This window comes from Eudoraea sp., assembly GCF_049665975.1.
Lineage (GTDB): Bacteria > Bacteroidota > Bacteroidia > Flavobacteriales > Flavobacteriaceae > Eudoraea.
In genome coordinates, this window is sequence record NZ_JBATGR010000285.1 from 1 (window position 1) to 2,180 (window position 2,180).

At 35.9% G+C, this 2,180-nt stretch carries 2 protein-coding genes; both read right to left on the bottom strand.

Going from position 1 to position 2,180, the window contains the following annotated elements; translation table 11 throughout:
* Window positions 1-1,346, bottom strand: a 1,346-nt coding sequence (locus tag WBN20_RS10065) for a family 20 glycosylhydrolase (protein ID WP_424281587.1), incomplete at its 3' end; no start/stop codon positions are given.
* 11 nt (window positions 1,347-1,357) lie between these two features.
* The gene (locus WBN20_RS10070; RefSeq protein ID WP_424281588.1) at window positions 1,358-2,005 is read right to left on the bottom strand and encodes an SGNH/GDSL hydrolase family protein; all 648 of its coding nucleotides are present in this window, start codon (window positions 2,003-2,005) and stop codon (window positions 1,358-1,360) included.
* Window positions 2,006-2,180: the final 175 nt, after the last annotated feature.

The following is a 2,180-nucleotide window of genomic DNA, read 5'->3' on the forward strand; positions in this document are numbered from 1 at the left end:
ATACCTGCATAACTCTCTGGAGACCATACATATGCTGTATCAACAGGAATATAAGCCGCCCAATGAAGTCCATGTTTGGAAAGGGTATCATATTGCATATCCAAATATGCTTTTTTTGCAGGCGAAATAATTACCCTCATACCTTTTCGAGAAGCTTCCATGGCATTTTTCTCGCTGTCCCAGAACTGTGCAATTGAAGAATTATCAACATCTGCCTGCGCAATTTCATCCCAACCTATCATTTGCTTACCATACTTTTGTACAATCTTTTCTACTCTATTGACAAAGAAAATATAGTCGTTCTTTTTGGTCGCATGGCTTTCATCCCCACCAATATGGAAATAAGGGCCAGGTGATATCGCGGAGATCTCACGTACTACATCATCAATAAAAGTATAAACCGTATCCTTTCTGGTATCAAAAGTGCTAAAGCCCACTGCTGTTCCCTCATACAATTTGGGTGTTTTACCATTTCCATTTAGAATGGGATAGGAGACTGAGGCCGCATTAGTATGTCCTGGCATATCAATTTCAGGTATTATCATCATATATCTTTGTTGTGCATAAGCCACAATATCCTTATAATCAGCCTGTGTAAAAAAACCTCCTGCTTCTCCACCAACTTCTGTGCTACCCCCAACTTCGGTTAGCTTTGGCCACGATTTGATTTCTATCCGCCAGCCCTGGTCATCTGTCAGATGCAGATGCAAGGCATTTATTTTATAATAAGCGAGAAGATCAATATATTTTTTGACATCATCAACACTAAAGAAGTGTCGAGCTACATCTAACATAGAACCCCTGTATTCAAAATTAGGTTTATCTAAAATTTTTCCTGTTGGGATGGGCCATAATGGCATTTCAGCAAGTGTATCATTGCTGGTTTCAGGGATGAGTTGTCTTAGGGTCTGTACTCCACGAAATGCCCCTTCAGATGTTTTTGCATTGAGGATAATAGAATCTTTAGAAATATATAATTGGTAAGCTTCCGGACCTTCAAGTTCATCGCTATCAGATTGATTTATATAGATCATTCGGTTGACCTCTCCGGCTTCTGTTTCATTTACGGCAAGCCTTAAATTTGTTTTGGATTTTATTTTATCAGCAAGAAAAGAACCTACCTCTTCAAAACTTTTGTCCGTTTGTGAAGTGTAGATCGCAGTGGTATGATCTAATCCAAAGGCATTATGGGTAGGAAGTATCCTTAGAGGCTTTGGAATCAGATTTTCTGAACTTAGATCTGTTGGAGGAAATACTATTTCTTTCATCTTATGCTCTTGACATGCATAAAATAAGGACATTCCAAAAAGTAAAGCGAGCGATTTTGTTAAAATTGATTTTATCATTGTTAAATATTTTATTGAACATAATTTTTTATAACCTGATACCATAACTCGTAACCCTTTGAATTCATATGGAGGCCGTCTTCAATGAAAATGTCTTGTCTTAATTTCTTGCCATTAAGCATAATATCCCATATATAAGCATAATCCAGGTTCTCTTCTTGTTTGCATAAATGTTTAAACTTACGATTGAGTCTTTTATATTTTCCTTTTAAATGCCATCGCGCCAAACTAGGTTTGGCAGATATAATAACAATTCGGATATCTGGAATAGTACTCTTAATTTTGGTAATGATTTCTTTGGTAACAGTAATTATTTCCCGAGGTTTTTTACTATCATTTAAATCATTATCTCCTTCATAAATAAACACTTTCTTCGGATTGTATTGCAATATCAATTCATTCGTATACGAAAGTAAATCAATTGTCTGTGAGCCTCCGAAACCTGAATTGACAATTTGGTAATCAGGAAAAAGTTCCTGCAGGTTTTGCCATGTTCGTATACTGGAACTACCTGTGAATACTATAGTTTCTTTGGTATTGTCCCATAACGTATCGTATTTTTTTTGAATTGCCAGTACTTCTTCCTGAAAATCCGAAGGATCTTGGGCGATGGCCGGAAGAACAAAAGAAATAAATAAACCAACAATTAAATGTTTCATAGTATAAAAAAAGATAGCAAGATACTTTTAATTAGTAGATCGTTCAACAATTTTTGAATAATAAAAAGTGGCCCTTTCTTCAGAAAAATGGTCCAGTACAAATACATAAACTGATAAAAGCATTAATGCAATTCCAATTGCCCTAATGTTAGGGGCATTTGACAACAGCATACAC

Bases quoted from the DNA above. Each gene is read 5' to 3' on its own strand.
- WBN20_RS10070 (WP_424281588.1), bottom strand. From the start codon at position 2,005: ATGAAACATTTAATTGTTGGTTTATTTATTTCTTTTGTTCTTCCGGCC.